This window comes from Candidatus Omnitrophota bacterium (assembly GCA_026387175.1).
Lineage (GTDB): Bacteria > Omnitrophota > Gorgyraeia > 2-01-FULL-45-10 > 2-01-FULL-45-10 > CAIMPC01.
Genome location: JAPLME010000008.1, coordinates 148,506 through 169,879, shown reverse-complemented (window position 1 = coordinate 169,879; position 21,374 = coordinate 148,506). Strand labels below are relative to the sequence as shown.

Sequence of the window (21,374 nt, the reverse complement as noted above, 5' to 3'; positions counted from 1 at the left end):
ATATATTCCTTAAACTCAATCGAATTAATCGAAACTTATGTCAAATCCTTTATACTCTTCGACAGCTTCTGCCCACTCAATATCGGTATTACTTATATATGTTCCGAAAGCTAAAGCCATCTTTTCCAGGAATGCCTTTATATCCCGCTCAGCGCCTTCGCATAAAACTTCGACTCTGCCGTCATCAAGATTTTTAACCCATCCTTTGAGACCGAGAGAGGTTGCGCGTTCTTGGGCCGAGAACCTGAAACCGACCCCCTGGACCATACCTTCATAATATATATGAGCTCTTTTGTCGGACATTTAATTTTTCCATAGGCAGGAGGCACCGGCTATGGCGCTGGGTAAGCCCGCCTGCCAGCAAGGATATGGCCGCATGCGGGCAGGCCCGCCCGGCAGCAAATGTATAGTTTCCGATGGCATCTCTTATGTGACTGGATGGTCGGGGCGGGCGGATTTGAACCGCCGACCTCTTGGTCCCGAACCAAGCGCGCTAGCCAGCTGCGCTACGCCCCGCTCATTTAGTATAATATAATATCATATTAGGGACTATATACAAAGATATTTTGGGCAGCAAAAATGCCCCGAGCATCATCTGCCCGGGGCATAAATTACTCAAACAGTTTATGATTCTTAGGCGTTCCAGTCTTCCAGTATAAATTCAGGATCTTTAATTATAGGCCTGTAACCGCCCGGAAACGGGATCGGGAAGGTCAGGACTTCATATGCCCCGATCATCGCTCTAAAGAGACTCATTACAGTGCCCTTGACCAGGCCGTATGTAACCGCAGCCATCGGGCCGTCGGAATTATTTACGTCGGATATACGGTTCGGTATCTCAATGGGGAAAGTCAGGCAATTGGCCAATCCTCGGCCTAATTTCCTCAGCGGGTCTCCTTTGGGTTTATCGCACGTATCCTTCGCCATCACCTTAGCGCATTCGGCATCCGATGCAGGTTTACCGCAAGTCCCGCAAGACGCGAATAATACCGGCGAGGTAATGCTCACCATAAAAGTAACCGCGATCACCAATGCAATCATCTTCCTTATCGCCATATCATACCTCCCCTTCTTTATAGCTAAATATATCATTATATATAGCTATTTTCAAATAATACTTTAGAATCCTTTGCTTCGCAGGAATTCCTCCGTTACGCGCGGCCGGCTGCCGGCATCCCTTTCTTTTGCGATATACTTCCCCAGTATATCGAATTCGAGGTTCACTTTGTCACCCGATTTTTTTGTACCGAGTATCGTGGATTTCAATGTATGCGGTATGATGTGGACATCGAACGTATCTTTGCCCGCATGGCTTACCGTAAGGCTCACACCATCTACCGCGATCGATCCCTTCTCGACCACAAGACGGTCGAAGCCGCCGGGAAAGGCGATACTTATCATAAAATCATCGCCTATCTTCCTGATATTTTTTATTACTCCCGCGCAATCGATGTGCCCCAAGACGAAATGCCCGTCCAGCGTCTCACCCGCTTTCAGAGATCTTTCCAGGTTGACCCTGTCGTTATTCTTCAATCCGGCAAAGCTCGTATTGCGTATCGTCTCTGCCATCAGATCGAAACTCAATATATCTTTCTTTTTAGAGACCGCAGTCAGGCAGACACCGTTGACAGCGACGCTGTCACCTATCCTGACGTCTTTATATATGCTGTTCGAGCGGATATCGAGTTTGTAAATATTGCCGACTCTATTGATATTCTGCACGCTTCCTAACTCTTGTATAATGCCAGTAAACATTAAGCGGCCTCCGCCTCTATCATTACATCGTCTTCGAACATCCGTATCGAAATATTTTTAAGCTTTACCGCGTCGGCGACTTTATCGACGCCTGTGCCCTCCACGGCTGTCTTCGCGTCCCTGCCGCCTATTATTTTCGGAGATATGAAAAATATGAATTGATCTACGAGCTTCTTCTCGACGAGGCCCGCCACCAGCTCGCCTCCGCCCTCGACTAAAAGATCGGTAACGCCCAGCCATGACAGTTTTTTCAATAGGTCCTTAAGATCTATTCTGTTATTCTTTATTTTGCAGAATAACAGGCTTATACCGTTTCTCGCATACACTTCGGCTTTCTTGAAAGGGGCCTTTTTCGTGGTGGCGATCAGGACCGAATGGCTGCCGGCCGTGGAAAACAGTTTTGAAGTAAACGGCATCTTTAAACTGCTGTCCGCTATTATCCTAAGAGGCTGTTTTGCTCCAGGTATCCTGCATAAAAGCATTGGATCGTCTTTAAGCACAGTCCCGGAGCCGACCATAACGGCATCTACTCTGCTGCGCAAGCCGTGCACATACCGGCGCGACGCTTCCCCGCTTATCCATTTCGAATCTCCGCTCTTTGTGGCTATCTTGCCGTCGATCGACTCAGCGACTTTGACCCTGACGAACGGCAATTTTTTTGTAATAAATTTTATGAAAGGCCTGTTTATGGCCCGCGCCTCTTTTTCCAGGACGCCGACTTTCGTATTTATCTTATGCGCTTTAAGTTTTTTTATACCGCGTCCGTCAGTTATCGGATTAGGGTCCTTCATCGCTATAACAACTCTTTTTATCCCGCTCTTTATGATCGCATCAGTGCAGGGCGGGGTCCGGCCGTAATGATCGCAGGGCTCCATCGTGACATACAGCGTAGAGCCTCCAGCCGCATCTCCGGCGGCCTTTATAGCATTCATTTCCGCGTGCGGGAGGCCGCATTTTTTATGATAACCTTTCCCGACTATCTTGCCTCTTTTTACTATAACGGCTCCGACGAGCGGATTGGGGCTCGTCCGTCCCTCAGCTTTTTTAGCGAGCTCTATGGCCAGCGACATATATTTCTTATCTGTGTTCATTCTTGATCTTTCCCGACTCTTCCTTCAATCTCTCTACAAGCGTATAAGGCACCCTGACTTCCCCCAGCAGAATCCTCCCTTTTCCGAGGCCATGGCAGTCGGATCCGCCCGTGACAAGGAGATCGTTCTTTTCTGCTATCTTCTGATATCGTTTAACCGCGCCTGCGCCATGATCCGTATGATAAACCTCAATTCCGCGAAGTCCATGCCCGATCAGTTCCGGTATATACTCGTCCCTGCCCATACAACCGGGGTGGGCCAGCACCGGAACCCCTCCGGCTCTCAGGACAATACTTATAGCCTCCTCCGGAGTTAATTTCAAATTTGCCACATAACAGGGCTTTCTAAAACCTATATACTTTCCGAAAACATCTTTTATCGTCTTCACTTTTCCCGTATTTAATATCGCAAGCGCCAGATGCAGCCTTCCGACCGTGCCGCGGCCCGCGATCTTAAAGACATCTTCAGCTTTCAGGTCGATGCCTTTGGAGTTCAGTCTCTCAACCATCTTATGGATACGGTCTATGCGGGCTTCCTGAAGCTCTTTGAGCCGTTTGCGAAGCCAGCCGAGATTATAATCCATCAAGTATCCGAGTATATGGATCTCGGCGTCGGATTTCTCCGCGCTAAGCTCGATACCCGGTAATATCTCAACACCCAGCTTATCTCCGATCGCCAGGCAAGGCTCTATTCCGTCCACGGAGTCATGGTCGCATATGGCTATGGCCGCAAGCGCCCTGTCCCTGGCGCAGGAAACCACCTCCTCCGGCGAAAAAGTCGAATCGGAATAGAACGTGTGGACATGCAGATCGGCGTACTTCATTCGGACGGTTTTCTCTTTTCCTTACTGATCTTGTCGAGCACACCGTTCACGAATTTTCCGGAGTCTTTATCGCCGTATCTCTTTGCGATATCGATCGCTTCATTGATGGCGACCTTCGGCGGGACCTCTTCCATAAATATAAGCTCGTACGTACCTAATCGTAGTATATTGCGGTCTATAACCGCCATCCTGTCGAGCTCCCAATTCGTCGCGCATTCCGATACCACCTTATCGATACGCGCTTTATTATGGCAGACGCCAAGGACAATATCGTTAGCGTAACTCATCACCTCTTTTTCCACTTTATCCTGCGACAACCAAAAATTATCTATGCATTTGTCCGGCGCTTCTTTCGTAATATCGACCGCATATAGTATCTTAAGCGCAGATTCTCTCGCGACTGTTCGCTTCCTCATCTTCCCTCCTCATTCATTTGCAACTACGGCAACAGCATCCTTCAAATTCCAGTTTGGACCTAAACCGAAGTTATGGTTCGCACTGAAAATATCCTCACTACAGCGAAAATATCCTAGAAACATCTCAGTCCGGCGTTTACTTTCGGTCAATGCTTCCGCTTGCCGCTCGCTCGGAATAGGCTTCCTCGCTCGCTCTTGATAAAATTTCGATGATAAAGCCTGTACCGCCTATAGGTATCGAAATTTTATAAAGTCGCTTCAGCATCGCCCAAAAGTTCCGCCATCTGACGTACTGAAGGATATTTTCGCCTCCGTTCACTGTTACAATCTCACTCTCTGCTCACTACCCCCAGTAATTTTTTCGGCTCCTTGCATAGTGCAGGGAGCTTTTGGGCACTATCTTCTTCGTTACTCAGTTATCCCTCGCGGGGGCGGTGCTAAGCAGGGCGTCGAAAGTCGCGAGCGGGCACGGATTTTTGGCCCTGGTATACCTGTATGCCAAAAAGAGCGAGCGATCTTTCCGAGCGAAATTTCCTCGCAGGGGAAATTTCGCGTCCCTGCGAAGCACCGCCCCGCGAGGGATAAACCGCAACAAGCGAAAGCAAGTGCCCGAAGGCTCTAGACTATCGCTTGCAGCCGAAAAATCTATAGCTTCGCGTACAGATTAGCCATCTCGATGGCCGAGAGCGCCGCGTCGCGGCCCTTGTTGCCGTCCTTCGTGCCAGCCCTCTCGATCGCCTGCTCGATATTATCGGCTGTGATGATGCCGAATATGCACGGCACATTAGTATCGAGCGATATCTTCGCGACACCTTTGGCGGCCTCGCTCGCCACAAACTCAAAATGAGGCGTCGCGCCTCTTATGACCGTACCTAGGCATATAACCGCGTCGTACTTTTTTGACTTCGCGCACTTTTGCGCGATCATCGGTATTTCGAATGCCCCCGGCACCCACACCACATCTATCGAATTCTCCTGGACACCATGACGATTAAGTGTGTCGATGCATCCCTCAAGAAGCTTCGATGATATAAACTCGTTGAACCGCGATATGGTTATCGCGAACTTCTTCCCCTTTGCAACCAAATCCGCCTTTATCACATTTACCATGTTACCCTCCTAGTTTATTCAGCCTTATCGTAGGCTAAGTGCCGATATCCCTGATATCGGCCTTTTATTTACATCACACTTTCAAGTCGTGACCCAGTTTCTCCCTCTTGGTCCTAAGATATTTTGCGTTGGCCTTGTTCGCCAGGACATGTATCGGCACTCTCTCTATCACCTTAAGGCCATACCCCTCCAGACCCACTATCTTTTTCGGGTTATTCGTAAGGAGCCTTATATTCTTCAATCCCAGATCCGCGAGTATCTGCGCCCCTATACCATAATCCCTCAGATCGGGCTTAAAACCCAGGGCTTCATTGGCCTCAACGGTATCCATCCCTTTGTCCTGCAGCTCATAAGCCCGCAACTTATTAGCCAACCCTATGCCGCGACCCTCTTGTCTCATATATAGTATAACGCCGCTTCCGTTCTTATCTACCAGCTTCATCGCGGTATGAAGCTGTTCGCCGCAGTCGCATCTTTTGGATCCGAATACATCTCCTGTCAGGCATTCCGAATGCACCCTGACCAGCGCGTCATTTTTGTCGGGCCTTCCCTTGATAAGGGCGAGGTGATGCTGTTTATCGACGAGCGACTCGTAAACAAAGACTTTAAAATTGCCGAAAGGCGTAGGCATATTTGTCTGCGCTATTCTCTTGATCAGCTTTTCAGACTTACGCCTGTACTCTATCAGGCTCTCCATGGTGCATATCTTCAAGGAGTGCGTGCCGGCGAATGCTATTAAATCGGGGGTCCTGGCCATCGTGCCGTCGTCCTTCATTATCTCGCATATAACACCGGCTGGATACAGCCTGGATAGCTTCATCAGATCAACGCATGCCTCTGTGTGGCCGGCCCTGACGAGGACGCCGCCTTCATTAGCTCTTAACGGAAAGATATGCCCGGGCTTGACCAGATCAGATGCCTTCGATTTGGAACTTGCCAAAATATTTATGGTGCGCGCCCTGTCGTTTGCTGAAATGCCTGTAGTTATTCCTTTCTTCGCGTCACAGGATATCGCCCAGCCGGTCTTATACGGGTCAAAAGCTCTGGACGACATCGGATGCAGGTCAAGCTCATCCAGCCTGGCTCCTTCCATAGGGACGCATATCAGGCCGCGACCTTCACGGGCCATGAAATTTATATCTTCGGGCCTGGTAAATTGTCCCGCCATTATGAGATCACCTTCGTTTTCGCGGTCCTCATCATCTATGACTATGACCATCTTGCCTTTTTTAAGGTCGCTGAGAACTTCTGGAATCGTATTCAGTTTCATGTTTTTTCGCTCCTCAAAATAAAAAACCCCCTAAAAAGCTTCGGGGGTTACAAGATATCTCTCTTTTTGTACGGCACAGCATCTGCCGAGGCGTCTTCTACCATCCAGTCTGTACTGTCGGCACTTGAATCTCACAAGTTCTGCCCCTCGGACACAGGGACTCGCGGGCTTTACCGCCGGCCGGGGAATTCCCGCCAATGCAGGTCACCCCACCCCGAAGACCCCTTCATTATATCGATTTCTAATGACTTGTCAAGCCATATATGATAAAATCAGCTATATTTTGGAGGTTAAAGATGAAGAGATCATTTACTTTTGCATTGGCCATAGCTTTCTCACTTACATTCACCGCGGCAGGATCAGCGGTTGACGAAAACACCGGCAAAAACGGCCAAATGGCGGCGGAACAGAAACTCGTGAATCCCAGAGGAGCTGTAAAATCCGGATTTAGCATGATATTGGGCAATATATCAAAAATAGATACGGCGGACCCGTCAAGGATAAAGATCGAAGTGAACGGCGAACGCGATAACCAGCTCCATATAGTAGAGATCGCGCCGTCGACCAGCGTAACCAAGGTTACGGATATATCCGAGCTTAAAGTCGGCGACCCCGTAAGGGTAATGGCAAGGAAAACCGACGACAAAGAAGTTGCCATAGGAGTTATGTTCGGCAATTTGAAAAAACTTCCGGCCCCCAAAAAAGCAGCCACGCCTTGACAGAAAAATACGACGAAAACACTTTAAAGCAGGAACTTAAGAGGCTCGAGTGGGAATTTTCGATGCTCTTCGAGATCTCTAACGCGATGAGGACCACCCTCAAGCTGGATCAGGTATTGTATATAATACTTACCGCCTTGACTTCTCATGAAGGGCTCGGATTCAACCGCGCGATGCTCTTCCTGGTTAACGACAAAGAAAGCGTCCTGGAAGGCATCATGGGCATAGGCCCCCACACCGGCGAAGAGGCCGGCAAGATCTGGCACGCGATATCCGAGAGCAAGATGACCCTCGACGATTTTATTTCATCCTACGATACCTTCAAGAGAGACCCCGATTCGAAATTAAATCAGATAGTCAAAGGGATAAAGATACCTCTTCGCGAGGATATGGGGATACTCGCGCTCACCATTCTCGAAGGCATGACCTTTGAGATCACAACTCACGAGGCCAAAAAGATCGTCGACCCCGAGATGCAGAGGAATCTTAACACCGACTTCTTCGTAACTGTACCGCTTAAAGCTAAAGACAAGGTCGTGGGCGCGATCCTGGTCGATAACATCTTTAATAAGAAACCCATAACAAAGTCCGATATAAAGATGCTGACGATGTTCGCGAGCCATGCTGGCCTGGCCATAGAGAATTCCCGCCTTTATGAAGAAACCGTCTATCTGTCGAATACAGACTGGCTCACTAAGCTCTGGAACTACGGTAAATTCCACCAGCACCTTTCATATGAAATTGAGAAATCCAAGATCAGCGAGACACAGCTGAGCCTTATCATGATAGATGTCGATAATTTTAAGCACTATAACGACACTCTTGGCCACATGAAAGGCGATGACGCGCTTAAAAAGCTCGCCCTTGTGCTGAAAAATAAGTCCAGGAAATGCGATATAGCCGCAAGATACGGCGGTGAGGAATTCGGCATAATCATGCCAAGCACTTCTAAGGAGAGCGCGGGATTATTTTCAGAACGGCTTCGCGTCGAAGTCGAAAACGCATTCGCGAATGAGCCGGGGATTGACGCGAGCCATAGGCTCACGGTAAGCTGCGGCATAGCCACCTATCCGGATGACGCCGCCAATAAGGGCGACCTGATATCCCGCGCCGACATCGCGTTATATGAAGCGAAACATGCCGGAAAGAATAAGACCTTCCTGTATTCCAGCGCAATGAAAGATAACAGGCCTACGAAGGATTGACCAGAGGTTCCGCGGATGCCGCCGGCTGGGCGGCCTGACCGGCTGGCTGCGGTTCTAAAGCCGGTTTTTCGATATTTTCCGTCTTCTTACGATCATCAAGAAACTTTACCGAAACTATCTTCGAGACGCCTCGTTCCTGCATTGTGATACCGTAGATGATATCGGCAAGTTCCATTGTGCGCTTATTATGCGTGATGATGATAAACTGTGATATTTTGATGAACTCTTTCAGGACGCTGGTGAACCTCATGACATTAGATTCATCTAAAGGCGCATCCAGTTCGTCCAGCACACAGAAGGGGCTCGGCTTAACCTTGAATATCGCAAAGAGCAGCGCGCACGCCGTCATGGCTTTTTCGCCGCCGGACAACAACATCATATTCTGTAATTTTTTACCGGGAGGGCGCACCACGATCTCTATGCCGGATTCCAGTATATCCTGCTCATCTATAAGGACCAGTTCGGCCTGGCCTCCGCCGAAGAGCATCCTGAAGAAGTTCTTGAATTCAACCTGTATCTTCTGGAAGGTCTCCAGGAAAAGGTCCTTCGTCGTCTTATTTATCTTTTGAATGGCCTTTAACAGCGAATCTTTGGCATTGACCAGATCTTCCTGCTGATGGACCAGAAAATTATACCGCTCCTCCAGCTCTTTATGCTCATCTATGGCAACCAGGTTCACTGGTCCCATCTTATCGAGCTTTTCCTTAAGCTCCGAGACCTGCACGCTTATCGATTCCCAGTCTATCTGCTCATCAAGTTCCACAGGTGTCATCTCAAGGTCGAACTTGTGCGCCTGAAGCATCCTGTCCTTTAAATTCGACTTCTTGAAATTAAGCTCTGTCAATTTTACGTCAAGATCCCTTATAAGGTTACGGAAGGTCTCCAGCTGCGCCTCTTTTTCTTTCAACTGCGTCTCGTCCATATTGAGCCTCGCCCCGATATCGGCCCTCGAGCCCTCTACGGCGGAGGATTCCTCATTAAGGATCTTTAGGTCATTTTCTAATATCTGGTTCTGGCTGGTCAGATTACCTATCTCGCATTCCAGAGACTTAGCTTTCTCGCTCGATTCCTTCGCTAAGGCGTCCTTGGCATATAATGTATCCTCGAGTTCGAAAACTATGGCTTCCTGCGACTTGAGATTATTACGGACATTCTCCTCTTCCTTTTCCTGCGATTGGACCTCGGCTCTCAATGTCGCCATCTCCAGCGCGGTCCTCTCCCGTTCAGACTTTTTATCAAGTATAAAAGCCTGGGATCGATCTATAAATTCCTGCATCGAGGTCTTTTCAACCTCGATCTTATTCAGCTCAATATTCAGCGCCGTGCCCTTCGCGGTGAGATCGTTTATGATCTGATTCACCTCATCCAGCTCCGATCCAAGGAGGAACATTTCGTCCGCGAGTTTCCTGCCCGCTTCTTCCTGAGCGTCCTTTTTAGTTTTGGCATTGGCGTAATTTATCTCTTCCTGCCTTAGCGCGGAATCTGTGGACTCTATCTCGGTCTCCAGGGCCCTGCCGGCCGATTTCTTTTCATCCCTGACGGCAACAAGCGCTATGCCTCTCTCTTCACAGGTCCTAAGCTCGTTCCTCAGGTCATCCAGTCTCTGTCTGCGCCCTATCAGCAGCGACTCTTCGCCTTCGCTCGCGCTTCCGCCCGAAACCTTGCAATTATCGAACATGTGCCCGGACTTTGTTACAAATACCGCGGGGCTGGCGCCGCAACTCCTCATGCCTTCTTCTACAGATTCTATCAGATAAGAATTTACGAAGAAATATTCAATAACCGGTTTAAGCCGCTCATCTATATGAACAAAACTGCTCAATGGCTTATGGAGAGCTTCGTTAAGCCGGAGATCCGCGCTTCGGCTTACCTTCCTCAATGTTTCAAGAGAGACAAAGCTTGCTTTACCAAACCTGCCGTTCTTCAAATATTCGATAGCCCTCACTATGTCATTATCATTTTCCGTAATTATCAGCTGAGCGTCATCGCCCAGGAGCGTACTTACAGCCTCTTCGTAACCTTTTTCGACTTTTATTATATCCGCCAATACCCCGAGGACCCCGCTGAATGAAACCTTATCTTCATTGGCCTTAATGAGCAGGTTCTTCACCCCGCTCTTAAATCCCTCGTGCGTCTTCAGGCTCTCTTCCAGCATTTCGATCTTCGACCTTGTCGCGGCTTTATTGTTTTCTTCCCTGGCTATATCCGATTCTATATTCTCTATCGCGGATATGACCTCTTCATTAGCAAGCTTCTTCGCCTCGAGGCCCGTCTTGAGTCCGACGACTTTGTCTTCTATGGTCTTAAATTCCACCAGCACACCCGACAAGGCTCCCTCAGTGGACTCCAGCTCCTTCCCCACCTCATCTTTTTCTATCTCGAGCCTCCGCTGACGCATCTTCCTGTTCTGAACATCGGCGCCTATCTTTATCAGGTCGTTCTTTATATGTGTCTCTTTTGCCAGGAATTCCACTATCTGTATCTTGAAGACCTTGGCCTTCTCTTCGGTCTCCTCCAGCTCTCTGGCGATATTCGATAAAAGCAGTTCATGTTCTTCAACGGTCTTTTGCTTCAGGGCCCTCTCCGATACCGCCCTGTCAAGATCGATCTTTAATTTACCTACCTGCTCCTTAGCGTTATTTATCTTATCGGTTGCCGATTTGATCTCTCTGTTCAGGCCCTCCTGTAATATGCGGGCCTCCTCGATCCTCTCTTTATCTATTTCGATCTTGTGCTTATTCATATCGAGCGAATTCGAGATCTCCGAAGAGCGGTTCCTTAAATTCAAAATCTTATTATTTACCTCGTTCAGCGCCTGCCTTTCTTCGGAAATCTTCAGGGCGATCGCGTTTATTTCACCGGAAAGGTCCCTCTCTCTTGCCTTCGTATCTTCATTCTCTACGGTAAACGTGGCTTCCTGCATCTTCAGGCCCTTGTACTCGCGGCAGGTGAGCTTGACCTCCATATCCTTCAGCTTTTCGTAATCGACCTTATAGCGTTCCGCCTTCTTCGCCTGGCGCTCGATAGAGTTTATCTGGCGTTTCACTTCCGTTATAATATCATTTATGCGCAGCAGGTTCTGCTCGGTCTGCTCGAGTTTGCGCAGGGCCTCTTTCTTCTTGGATTTATATTTAGTGATGCCGCTGGCCTCTTCGAATACATAGCGCCTGTCCTCCGGCTTCGAGCTGAGTATCAGGTCCATCTTTCCCTGCTCGATAATGGAATAGCTCTCCGTGCCTATACCGGTTCCCATCAGAAGGTCCGCTATGTCTTTCAGCCTTACGGGGGTTTTGTTTAAAAGATATTCGCTATCGCCTGAGCGGAATACGCGGCGGGTTATCGTGACTTCATCGTAGTCTATCGGGAGAGTTCTTTTTTCATTGGAAAATGTCAAGGATACTTCGGCAAAATTGATAGGATCTTTGGTGTCGGTGCCGTTGAAGATGACGTCCTGCATATTGGACGCCCGCAGGCTTTTTGCTGACTGCTCGCCGAGCACCCAGCGGATAGAGTCAGCTATGTTGGATTTTCCGCAGCCATTGGGGCCGACTACAGCGGTAACGCCCGGCTCAAAATTAAGCTTCGTCTTTTCGGCAAAAGACTTAAAACCCACCAGCTCTAGGGATTTAAAGTGCATATAATTATATTATAAGTCCGTATAAAAAAGTATAAAATATACCAGAATATATAAACTATAGAAGCTTACATAAACTTGTAAAGAAGTGTATCATGGGATTGCATAAAAGTCAAGGCAGTATGCCTTTTTCTTTCATTATATCTCGTAATTTATCGATATTTTCGAATCTTACCGAATCGATCCCGAGTCGAAGCGCGGATTCTATCAGGTCTTCCCTGTCATCTATATAGAAGATCTCCGACCTGTTGCCGCCTGCGCGCTTTACCACCTCATCATATATCTTCCGCTCGGGTTTTATAGCCCCGACCTGATACGATAAGACAAGCTCATCAAATATATCGATGATATCAAATTTACTTCTAATGTGCTCGAAATGAAGTTTGCTGATGTTGGAAAGTAAGATCAATTTATACTTACTCTTGAGCTCCCTTGCCAGCGCGCACATCTGGTCATCCTGCCAGAATATATTATTCCATATTTTTACAAAACCATCATAAGAAATATCGAAACCCAGAAGCCGCGAAGCTTGAACATGAAATTCCGCTGGAGATAATTTCCCGCATTCGAAAGGCCGCGTAATATCGGAATCAAAGAATGTGTCATATACCTTCTTTGCGTCGACATTAAAGAGTTTCGCGATCTTTCCCGCCGATATATTATGATCGAATCGGATCAATGTATTGCCAAGGTCAAAGACCATATATTCGTATCTATTCTTCATATCAATACCTTACCTTTACCAACGAGAGGCCCTTTGCCGGCGCTGTCGGGCCGCATGAGCGCTTATCCTTCTTTTTCAGTATCTCTTTAACATATTCGGTCTTAAATTTACCGCGACCGACCTCGATCAATGTGCCGACGATGTTCCGGACCATGTTATACAAAAATCCGTCGGCCTCGATATTGATATATATCACATCGCCGTCTCTTTTAATTCTAATATACTTTATCGTCCTGACCGCGTTGGCCCCCTCATCATCGTCCTTCGTTTTGAACGACGTAAAGTCATGCCGGCCGACCAGATATTTCGCACCCTCTCTCATTAGAGCGGTATCGATTTTGAAAAAAGACTTCGCGGCGTAACGTCTTAAGAACGGGTCCATGAAATCTTTGTTATAGATCACATAACGATACAACTTTGATTTGGCGTTCTTTTGCGAATCGAAGTCGAGAGCAACCTCTTTGGCCCGGGATACTACTATGTCGTCCGGCAGGGCTGTATTTAACGCCATACGCAGATTTTTGAGAGGGATCTTCGAGGCGGTCTTGAAGTTCGCTATCTGGGCCAATGCATGCACGCCGGCGTCGGTCCTGCCGGATGCGACGACGCTGGACTTGCGGCCCGTGATCTTCCTGACCGCATCCTGGATGGTCTCCTGGATAGATGTGGAGTTCTTCTGGAACTGCCATCCGGAATAGTTCGTCCCGTCGTAGCGGATAGTGAGCTTTATGTTACGCATATCTCGTTTGATTTTTTGGCTGCAACGTGATGGCATTCACTTTTGGCACCTGCTTCCGCTTGCCGCTCGCTCGGAATAGGCTTCCTCGCTCGCTGTTGCTAAAATTTCGATGGTGAAGCCTGTACCGCCTATAGGTATCGAAATTTTAGAAAGTCGCTCCAGTAAGGTGCCAAAAAGTTCTGCCATCTGACGAAGCCAAAAAATCCATCTTATTTTATTAGATATTCAGCAATCTGGATAGCGTTAAGGGCGGCGCCTTTACGAATGTTATCGGCAACGATCCACATGGAGATACCGTTCTTTATCGACTCGTCCTGGCGTATGCGTCCTACCAGAGTGTCATCCTGTCCTTCAGCATCTATAGGCATCGGATACAACTGTTTCGCCGGATTGTCTATAAGCCTGACACCCGGCGCGCCGGCCATAAGCCTTGCCACCTCAAGAGCACTGATATGCTTTTCGGTTTCGATATTGACGCTCTCGGAATGAGCGAATAGGACGGGTACTCTGATGCAGGTCGCGTTGATATTGATAGACTGGTCGCCCATGATCTTGCGGGTTTCGCCTACCATCTTCATCTCTTCCTTGGTATATTTGTTATCGAGGAAGACGTCAATCTGCGGTATCAGGTTGAACGCTATCTGATGAGCAAACTCTACCGGCTTCACTTTTTTCTTTGCAAGAAAGGCCTTAGACTGCTCAAATAATTCATTGATCTTTTTTTGGCCCGCGCCTGAGACCGACTGGAATGTGGTGACAACGATCCTCTTTATGCCGACGGCCTTGTGTATCGGCCAGAGGGCAACGACCATCTGGATGGTCGAACAGTTCGGGTTAGCGATTATGCCCTTATGTCTCTTTATCATCTCAGGGTTCACTTCGGGGACCACGAGCGGCACGTCCTTATCCATCCGGAAGGCGCTGGAGTTATCGACACACACCGCTCCCGCCTTTACAGCGCTGGGCAAAAACTCAAGGCTTCGTGAGGCGCCCGCGCTCGCCAGGACGATATCTATGCCTTTAAACGAATCATGGGTGAGCTTTTCTACAGGATATAGCTTGCCGTTGAATTTAAGCTTCTTCCCCGCCGAACGTTCCGACGCAAGCAACCTTAAATTATTTATCGGAAATTTTCTCTCCGCAAGTATATTTAAAAAACATGTGCCGACTGCGCCTGTAGCGCCCATTACGGCTACATTGTATTTTTTGCTCATACCAGCCTCTTATAAATTTTCAACTACCAGGTCTCCGACTTCTTCGGTCGAATAACCCATCTTGCCTGCCGCAAGCGATTTCATCTTTGTCGAGACTATCTTCATGACCGAACTCTCGATCGACTTCGCGGCCTTCGTTTCACCGATATTATCCAGAAGCATCCCGGCCGCGCAGATGGCCGCAAGTGGATTAATGACATGTTTTCCAGTATACTTCGGAGCGGACCCGCCTATAGGCTCGAACATCGATACGCTTTCAGGATTTATATTGCCTCCGGCGGCTATGCCCATACCGCCCTGTATCATGGCCCCCAGATCCGTTATGATGTCGCCGAATATATTGTCGGTGACGATGACGTCGAACCATTCGGGATTTTTGACGAACCACATCGTGGTGGCGTCAACATGGGCGTAATCTGTCATTATGTCCGGGTACTCTTTCTTGATCTCATCGAACGTCCTCTGCCAGAGGTCCCATGCATACGTCAGGACATTGGTCTTTCCGCAGAGAGTCAATTTTTTGCGCCTGTTGCGTTTCCTGGTAAACTCGAACGCGTATCTCAGGCACCTCTCGACGCCTTTTCTCGTATTATACGAGATCTGTATGGCGACTTCATCCTTCTTGCCCTTATTTTGGAATTCGCCCATGCCCTTGTAAAGGCCTTCGGAATTCTCTCTCACAACTACAAAGTCTATATCCTCAGGCTTCTTATCTTTAAGGGGACAGAAACGGGAATCGTAAAGCTTGACAGGCCTCAAGTTGATATATTGATCAAGAGAGAACCTGGTCTTTAGGAGTATCCCCTGCTCGAGTATGCCGGGCTTCACATTAGGGTGCCCGATGGCGCCCAAAAATATCGCGTCGAATTTCTTCAGGTTATCCAGCTCTTTATCGTCTATGGTCTTCCCCGTCTTCAGATATCTCTCTCCGCCGTAATCGAAGAGCTCATCCTTATATGAGAATCCGAATTTCTTGGAAGCCGCTTTCAGGACCTTCATCCCTTCCGCCACAACCTCCGGGCCAGTGCCATCCCCCGGTATCACCGCTATCCTATATTCCTTTCCACTCATTTTGATCCTTTCTTTCTTAATGAATTGATAAGGCCTCCGGCTTTTATTATCTTTTGCATAAACGACGGATACTTCTCTATTTTGTAACTCTCTTTTTTCGTTATATTCTTCACCACCCCTGATGCCGTATCCACGCTCAGGAGATCGCCGTCTCTTATATTTTTCGAGGCTTCCCGGGATTCCACTATCGACAGACCGACATTGATACAGTTACGGAAAAATATCCTGGCGAAACTTTCCGCTATCACGCAAGATACACCCGCCGCTTTTATAGCAACCGGAGCATGCTCTCTCGAGGAACCGCATCCGAAGTTCTTCCCCGCAACGATCACGTCACCCGGCCTTACCTTCTTCGCAAAATTCTTATCGGCATCCTCCATGCAGTGTTTCGCGAGATCTTCTTTATTGGTAGTATTGAGATAACGCGCCGGTATTATCTCATCTGTGTTAATATCATCGCCGAATTTATACGCTCTGCCTTTAGACATTTATATCACCTCTTCAGGGTGGGCTATCCTGCCTTTTACCGCGCTTGCGGCTGCCACAGCCGGATTGGACAGATATACCTCACTCGTCGGATCACCCATCCTTCCGACAAAATTACGGTTCGTGGTGGATATGGCGCGCTCTCCCGCCGCCAATATGCCCATATGACCTCCGAGGCATGGCCCGCATGTCGGGGTCGAGAATACGCCTCCTGCGTCAATGAATATCTTAGCAAGCCCTTCCTTCATCGCGTCCAGATATATCTTCTGGGTGGCCGGGATCACTATAAGCCTTATATTAGATTTCGCCTTTTTTCCTTTCAGGATCTTTGCCGCGATCCTCAGGTCCGATATCCTGCCGTTAGTGCATGAGCCTATCACTACCTGATCTATCGCCACATCTTTCAGTGCCCTGACCGGCTTCACATTGCTGGGAAGGCTCGGACATGCGACGAGCGGTTCGATCAAGCTGCAATCATATTCCCTGACATCGCGATATTTTGCGTCTTTATCGCTTGAGTAAACTTTACCGATACCCGGCTTAGCCTTATTCTTTATCGATCTTATATAGCCGGACGTTATCTTGTCCGGAGCGATTATCCCATTCTTTCCGCCGGCCTCGATCGCCATATTACACATAGTCAGACGGTCCTCCATAGGCAGTTTATCGATCACCTCTCCGCAAAACTCCATCGCGCAATAACGCGCGCCGTCAACGCCTATGTTCCCTATAGTATGCAGGATCAGGTCCTTGCCGCCCACCCATTTATTGAGCTTTCCATAAAATACGAACTTCATCGACTCCGGCACTTTCAGCCATACCTCGCCCGTCGCCATGGCAGCCGCAAGATCCGTCGAGCCGACTCCGGTCGAGAACGCGCCGAGCGCGCCGTAGGTGCAAGTATGTGAATCCGCGCCTATCACGAGATCTCCGGGCAACACCAGTCCGACCTCAGGCAGAAGCGCGTGTTCAACGCCCATCGATCCCACCTCGAAATAGTGCTTTATATCGTACTTCTTGGAAAAAGTAGCCAGCCTCTTGCACTGGTTCGCGCTCGCCATATCTTTAGCGGGCGCAAAATGATCGGGGACGAGCACAACCTTCTTCTTATCGAAAACCTTCTTCGCGCCTAAGCTCTCAAACTCCTCTATCGCAAAAGGCGCGGTTATATCGTTACCCAGACAGAGATCGACTTTCGCGTCGATAAATTCCCCTGGGTGGATATCCTTCAATTTGGTATGTTTTAAGAGGATCTTTTCCGTTATCGTGTGACCCATTTTGCTCTATATCTCCTTCATCATTGCTATCTCTTTACAGTTAGGGAAGTACATGCACTTTATGCACTCGCTCCATATCTTATGCGGAAGATCCTTCTTATCTATCACCTCAAAGCCGAATTTCTCGAAGAATTCCGGCACGTAGGTAAGCGCAAAAACTTTCGTTATCTTCAATTTCTTAGCGTCCTTAAGGCACTCCTGCATAAGCTTGGAACCGACGCCTTTTCTCGCCTTGGACGGCGCCACCGCCAGGCTCTTTATCTCCGCAAGATCCTCCCAGTCAACGTTGAGGGCGCAGACCCCGCAGATGTTCTTTCCTTCGGTATATACGAAGAAATTTCTTATGCTCTCGTATAATTCATTAAGCGAACGCGGAAGCATCTTATCATGCCTGGCATGATAATTGATGAGCTTCTGTATCTTCTTGACATCCTCTACCGTGGCTTTTCTTATCACTTATGGCCCTCTTTATATAAACGCTTATCCTTGAATTTGCACAGATTATACAAAACGCAAAACCCGCATCGCGGATTTTGCGCCTTACAGGTCCTGCGACCGTGTTCTATTATACCTAAATGCAATTCATATATCAAGTGCTTAGGCGTCATCCCTGTAAGGATATCGTGAGCTTCCTCTATACCGGTCTTCGAGCCGATTAAACCCAGCCTCTTTGTCACCCTGAATATATGCGTATCTACCGGCATCACGGGCCTACGAAAACTGAATAGCAGCACACATGCCGCCGTTTTCGGGCCAACGCCTTTAAGCGATTTAAGGTATTCAATACCAACTTTGAGATCTGCCCTTTCCAAAAACGCCAGGCTTATTTTTCCCTCGCGGCGTTTTATCTCGGCCAGGATCTCTTTTATGCGAGCGGCCTTGATATTTGCAAGTCCGGCATGCTTTATGAGCCGAGCGACGTGCCGCGTATCGGCCTTCATCAATGCGCCCCAGGAACTGAAATGTTCCTTCAAAACCGCAAACGCGCCAAGCGAATTCCGGTCATTCGTATTCTGCGAAAGGACCGTCTTTATCAGCTCATCGACAGGATCCAGGGCCTTGAATGGCCTCGGATTCCCATAGGCCTTCTTTAACAGTTTAGATATTGTAATTATCTTCTTGGCGGTATTCATAAATTATGGCCCTAATTATAATGCAGACTCCCCCGCTAATCAAGAGCGAAAACATCCCTCGGGCCCTGTCCCTTCGCTTCTCCTACAGCAGCGAAACTTCTGCGGTAAGCCTTCCGCTTGTCGCGAATTTACATTAGGCATGTAAATTCGCTGTTGTAAAATCTTGATGGCCAATGAACCTGCATATGCGTAAAGCTATTGTGCAGTTTCATTGTCCTGGTATATCGCCTAGAAGTATCAAGATTTTACGAAAGTCGCTCCAGGCTTCCCGCAGAAGTTCCGCTGCCTGAAGGATCTCGTCTGGGGCATCACCTATACGATATTTTCGCCCACGTTTCCCCAGGAGATTTTTCGGGGGTAGATGTGGAGAACGGATGAGAGGAGCAGCTTAGTGTATGGGTGCGCCGGGCGGGAATATATGTCGGAGGCGCTTCCCTCTTCTACAATCTTGCCGTCTTTCATGACGGCAACGCGGTCGCAGATGAAGCGCACGACCCGCAGGTCATGGCTTATGAATAGGTAGGTTATATTAAATCGTTTCTGAACGTCTTTAAGCAGCCTTAATATCTGCAGCTGGATCGTAACGTCAAGGCTCGATACAGGCTCATCGCATACTATGAATTCAGGCTCTGTAATGAGAGCTCTTCCTATAGCTATCCTCTGACGTTCACCGCCGGAAAACTGGTGGGGATATCTATGGAGGGCGGGCTTTGGCAACTTTATGATGTCCATGATATCCTCTACCCTCTTTGATATTTGATCAGTCTCTTTTTTTAAGATCAGTCCTTCCGCAAGTATATCGAATACCTTCATCTTAGGATCGAGACTATTGTACGGATCCTGAAATATCACCTGAAGTTTATCGGTATAGACCCTCACTTCGCCTGAATCAGGTTTTAAAACACCCAGCATGATCTTGCCGAGCGTAGTCTTGCCCGAGCCCGATTCGCCGACGATGCCGAAAGAACATCCTTTCCCGATATCGAGCGATACGCCATCTACAGCCGTCACCCTGCCAATCTCATCCTGCAGATAACCGCGTTTTATCGGAAAACTCTTCTTTATATTCTTACATTCCGCGATTATCATGATAACGCCTTCACCGATTCTATTAACGAGATAGTGTAAGGATCTTTGGGAGAATTTAATATCGCCTCTATGCCGGATGTCTCAACCATCTTTCCCTTATACATGACACCGACACGGTCGCACATCTTCGCGATGACTCCGAAATCATGGCTTATAAACAGGACCGACATCTTATTCCGATCTATAAGCTCCTTGAGCAGATCTAAAATTTGAGCCTGTATGGTGACGTCGAGCGCGGTCGTCGGCTCGTCCAGGATAAGGAGCTCTGGAGAATTCACCAATGCCATGGCGATCATCGCGCGTTGTTTTGTCCCGCCCGAAAGCTGGTGCGGATAACTATGATAGACTCTCTCCGGGTCTGTAATATGCACTCTTCTTAAAAATTTTAACGCGGCGTAGGCGGCTTCCGGTTTACCCAATCTCTGATGGACCATTACGGATTCCGCGATTTGATATCCTACAGTGAAGACCGGATTAAATGCGCTCGCGGGTTCCTGGAAAACGATCGAGATCTTCGAGCCCCTTATCTTTAGCAAGGTATCATCACCCATACGCATAATATCCGTTCCATTAAATATTATATTGCCGGAGACGATCTCCCCCGGAGGCGCTATGAGCCTCAATATTGATAGCGCTGTCAGTGTCTTGCCCGATCCGGATTCTCCGACAAGGCCGAAGACCTCGCCTTTACGCAGATCGAAACTGATATCGTCCACCGCCTTCACCTCTCCTGAGGGCGTGTGAAAATATGTCTCGAGGCCTTTTACTTCCAGCACATTTTCGCTTTTCACGCGCGCTCCTTAAGCCTCGGCTCCAGCATATCTCTTAAGGCCTCCCCTAACAGATTATACGCAAGAACTGTAAGCGTTATAAATATGCCCGGAAATATGGTAAGCCACCAGGCAACACCCAGCGTGGACTTGCCGTCCATCAGTATATTACCCCAGCTCGGCGTAGGCGGCTGTACTCCTATCCCTAAAAAGCTGAGGGCCGATTCTACCAGGATGGCCCCTCCTATACCGAGAGTCGCGCTCACTAGCACCGGCGCTATGGCATTAGGTATGAGATGCCTGGCTATTATCCATATATCGCCTGCGCCCATCACACGCGCACATATGACATAGTCACGCTCTTTCAGCGATAGGACTTCCGCCCTGGCCAGCCTGGCGACGCTCATCCAGCCGGTCGCTCCTATCACGACCATTATATTAAATATCGAAGGCTCCAGTACCGCTATAACCGCGAGTATCAGGAAGAACGTCGGGAAACAGAGCATTATGTCTACGAATCTCATCATGATAGAATCCACGCGCCCGCCGTAATATCCGGCAATCGCCCCAAAGATTATTCCGATCATTATGGCGATACCGACAGCGATGAAGCCTATCGAGAGAGATATCCTTGACCCGTAAACGATGCGCGAAAATATGTCGCGTCCCAGCGTATCGGTTCCGAAGATATGCGCGCCCGAGGGAGCGGCCAGTATATTCTTCATATCGATATGGGCGGGGTCATACGGCGCGATGAACGGCGCGAATGCCGCAAAGGCGAGGATCGCTATTATAAAGACGAGCCCCGCGACTGCCATTTTATTTTTGGCAAATTCCTTTATCATACG

At 48.5% G+C, this 21,374-nt stretch carries 22 protein-coding genes, 1 tRNA gene and 1 riboswitch; of the genes, 2 read left to right on the top strand and 21 right to left on the bottom strand.

Translation table 11 applies throughout. The annotated features are described in order from the left end of the window. Positions 1–24 precede the first annotated feature (24 nt). The 9 genes from NTY76_05140 to NTY76_05100 all read right to left on the bottom strand — a co-directional run bounded on the left by NTY76_05140 (position 25) and on the right by NTY76_05100 (position 6,465). Positions 25–303, bottom strand: coding sequence for an acylphosphatase (locus NTY76_05140; GenBank protein MCX5678476.1), 279 nt, complete (start codon positions 301–303; stop codon positions 25–27). A gap of 136 nt (positions 304–439) precedes the next feature. Further along, positions 440–516: transfer RNA gene (locus tag NTY76_05135), tRNA-Pro, on the bottom strand. Positions 517–633: 117 nt separating this feature from the next. Then, positions 634–1,056, bottom strand: coding sequence for an exosortase system-associated protein, TIGR04073 family (locus tag NTY76_05130; protein ID MCX5678475.1), 423 nt, complete (start codon positions 1,054–1,056; stop codon positions 634–636). Between the two features lie 63 nt (positions 1,057–1,119). After that, positions 1,120–1,755, bottom strand: a complete 636-nt coding sequence (locus tag NTY76_05125) for a riboflavin synthase (protein ID MCX5678474.1) — start codon at positions 1,753–1,755, stop codon at positions 1,120–1,122. Beyond that, positions 1,755–2,846, bottom strand: coding sequence for a bifunctional diaminohydroxyphosphoribosylaminopyrimidine deaminase/5-amino-6-(5-phosphoribosylamino)uracil reductase RibD (ribD, locus tag NTY76_05120; protein ID MCX5678473.1), 1,092 nt, complete (start codon positions 2,844–2,846; stop codon positions 1,755–1,757). Before ribD ends, NTY76_05125 begins: the two co-directional genes overlap by 1 nt. Next, positions 2,833–3,669: a PHP domain-containing protein gene (locus NTY76_05115; GenBank protein MCX5678472.1), complete on the bottom strand. Its 837-nt coding sequence runs from the start codon at positions 3,667–3,669 to the stop codon at positions 2,833–2,835. Before NTY76_05115 ends, ribD begins: the two co-directional genes overlap by 14 nt. Next, a complete protein-coding gene (gene nusB / locus NTY76_05110) occupies positions 3,666–4,085 on the bottom strand; it encodes a transcription antitermination factor NusB (GenBank protein ID MCX5678471.1) in 420 nt (139 codons plus the stop codon). The genes NTY76_05115 and nusB overlap by 4 nt, the downstream gene beginning before the upstream one ends. A 645-nt stretch (positions 4,086–4,730) precedes the next feature. Further along, complete coding sequence (ribE, locus tag NTY76_05105) at positions 4,731–5,195, bottom strand: 6,7-dimethyl-8-ribityllumazine synthase (protein ID MCX5678470.1); 465 nt, start codon at positions 5,193–5,195, stop codon at positions 4,731–4,733. Positions 5,196–5,268: 73 nt separating this feature from the next. Continuing rightward, entirely contained in the window at positions 5,269–6,465 is a 1,197-nt protein-coding gene (locus NTY76_05100; protein MCX5678469.1) for a bifunctional 3,4-dihydroxy-2-butanone-4-phosphate synthase/GTP cyclohydrolase II, read from the bottom strand. Positions 6,466–6,553: 88 nt separating this feature from the next. Further along, positions 6,554–6,691: riboswitch (FMN riboswitch) on the bottom strand. A gap of 70 nt (positions 6,692–6,761) precedes the next feature. Between NTY76_05100 and NTY76_05095 the strand changes: the two genes are divergently transcribed. Then, positions 6,762–7,184: a hypothetical protein gene (locus tag NTY76_05095; GenBank protein ID MCX5678468.1), complete on the top strand. Its 423-nt coding sequence runs from the start codon at positions 6,762–6,764 to the stop codon at positions 7,182–7,184. Next, positions 7,181–8,389 carry a diguanylate cyclase gene (locus NTY76_05090; GenBank protein ID MCX5678467.1) on the top strand — a complete coding sequence of 403 codons (1,209 nt, stop codon included), beginning with the start codon at positions 7,181–7,183 and terminating at the stop codon, positions 8,387–8,389. Before NTY76_05095 ends, NTY76_05090 begins: the two co-directional genes overlap by 4 nt. Here NTY76_05090 and smc read toward each other — a convergent pair. From smc to NTY76_05030, 12 genes are all read right to left on the bottom strand, one after another. Further along, positions 8,376–12,026, bottom strand: coding sequence for a chromosome segregation protein SMC (smc, locus tag NTY76_05085; GenBank protein MCX5678466.1), 3,651 nt, complete (start codon positions 12,024–12,026; stop codon positions 8,376–8,378). The genes NTY76_05090 and smc overlap by 14 nt on opposite strands. A gap of 109 nt (positions 12,027–12,135) precedes the next feature. Beyond that, positions 12,136–12,747: an HAD family phosphatase gene (locus NTY76_05080; GenBank protein ID MCX5678465.1), complete on the bottom strand. Its 612-nt coding sequence runs from the start codon at positions 12,745–12,747 to the stop codon at positions 12,136–12,138. A gap of 1 nt (position 12,748) precedes the next feature. After that, entirely contained in the window at positions 12,749–13,486 is a 738-nt protein-coding gene (gene truA, locus NTY76_05075) for a tRNA pseudouridine(38-40) synthase TruA (protein ID MCX5678464.1), read from the bottom strand. Between the two features lie 209 nt (positions 13,487–13,695). Next, positions 13,696–14,700: an aspartate-semialdehyde dehydrogenase gene (locus NTY76_05070; protein ID MCX5678463.1), complete on the bottom strand. Its 1,005-nt coding sequence runs from the start codon at positions 14,698–14,700 to the stop codon at positions 13,696–13,698. Positions 14,701–14,709: 9 nt separating this feature from the next. Continuing rightward, entirely contained in the window at positions 14,710–15,771 is a 1,062-nt protein-coding gene (locus NTY76_05065; GenBank protein ID MCX5678462.1) for a 3-isopropylmalate dehydrogenase, read from the bottom strand. Beyond that, positions 15,768–16,259 carry a 3-isopropylmalate dehydratase small subunit gene (gene leuD, locus NTY76_05060; protein MCX5678461.1) on the bottom strand — a complete coding sequence of 164 codons (492 nt, stop codon included), beginning with the start codon at positions 16,257–16,259 and terminating at the stop codon, positions 15,768–15,770. Before leuD ends, NTY76_05065 begins: the two co-directional genes overlap by 4 nt. Further along, positions 16,260–17,534, bottom strand: coding sequence for a 3-isopropylmalate dehydratase large subunit (gene leuC / locus NTY76_05055; GenBank protein MCX5678460.1), 1,275 nt, complete (start codon positions 17,532–17,534; stop codon positions 16,260–16,262). Between the two features lie 6 nt (positions 17,535–17,540). Then, positions 17,541–17,990, bottom strand: a complete 450-nt coding sequence (locus tag NTY76_05050) for an N-acetyltransferase (GenBank protein ID MCX5678459.1) — start codon at positions 17,988–17,990, stop codon at positions 17,541–17,543. Further along, positions 17,987–18,667: an endonuclease III gene (locus NTY76_05045; GenBank protein MCX5678458.1), complete on the bottom strand. Its 681-nt coding sequence runs from the start codon at positions 18,665–18,667 to the stop codon at positions 17,987–17,989. Before NTY76_05045 ends, NTY76_05050 begins: the two co-directional genes overlap by 4 nt. A gap of 312 nt (positions 18,668–18,979) precedes the next feature. Then, a complete protein-coding gene (locus NTY76_05040) occupies positions 18,980–19,756 on the bottom strand; it encodes an ATP-binding cassette domain-containing protein (GenBank protein ID MCX5678457.1) in 777 nt (258 codons plus the stop codon). Continuing rightward, positions 19,753–20,547, bottom strand: coding sequence for an ABC transporter ATP-binding protein (locus tag NTY76_05035; GenBank protein MCX5678456.1), 795 nt, complete (start codon positions 20,545–20,547; stop codon positions 19,753–19,755). Before NTY76_05035 ends, NTY76_05040 begins: the two co-directional genes overlap by 4 nt. Further along, complete coding sequence (locus NTY76_05030; GenBank protein MCX5678455.1) at positions 20,544–21,371, bottom strand: ABC transporter permease; 828 nt, start codon at positions 21,369–21,371, stop codon at positions 20,544–20,546. Before NTY76_05030 ends, NTY76_05035 begins: the two co-directional genes overlap by 4 nt. Positions 21,372–21,374: the final 3 nt, after the last annotated feature.